This is a genomic window from Rhizobium ecuadorense (genome assembly GCF_001187535.1).
In the GTDB taxonomy this organism is placed as follows: domain Bacteria; phylum Pseudomonadota; class Alphaproteobacteria; order Rhizobiales; family Rhizobiaceae; genus Rhizobium; species Rhizobium ecuadorense.
Map to the genome: position 1 here is coordinate 1 of NZ_LFIO01000293.1, position 464 is coordinate 464.

The following is a 464-nucleotide window of genomic DNA, read 5'->3' on the forward strand; positions in this document are numbered from 1 at the left end:
GTCCTGCTGGGCGCGGTTGAAACGATGGATCTCATCGACGAAGAGCAGCGTCTGACGGCCGTCCATACGCCGCAAACGGGCTGTCTCGAACACCTCGATCCAGGATGCATTCAACCTAGCATGGAAGCTGGCTTTCGTCCTCAAGGGCACCGCTGACGAGAAACTTCTCGATAGCTATCAGGACGAGCGAGCGCCTGTCGCCAAGCAGATCGTCACCCGCGCCAACAAGTCGATCGAAGAATTCGGGCCGATCTTCAAGGCGCTCGGCCTGCTTGATTCGATCGATCCGGTTAAGATGCAGCAGAACATGGATGCTCGCTGCAACAACACGGTTGCTGCTGAAGAACAGCGCGCCGCCATCCGCAAGGCGATCGCCGACAAAGTCTATGAGTTCGATTGCCACGGCGTCGAGATGAACCAGCGCTATCGATCCGGGGCGATCGTAACGGATGGGCAGGCGGAGC

At 58.6% G+C, this 464-nt stretch carries 1 pseudogene; it reads left to right on the top strand.

What is annotated here, in order from left to right:
• Nucleotides 1-85: 85 nt before the first annotated feature.
• Nucleotides 86-464 (top strand): annotated as a pseudogene (locus AF337_RS39840) (FAD-dependent monooxygenase); the annotation flags it as partial.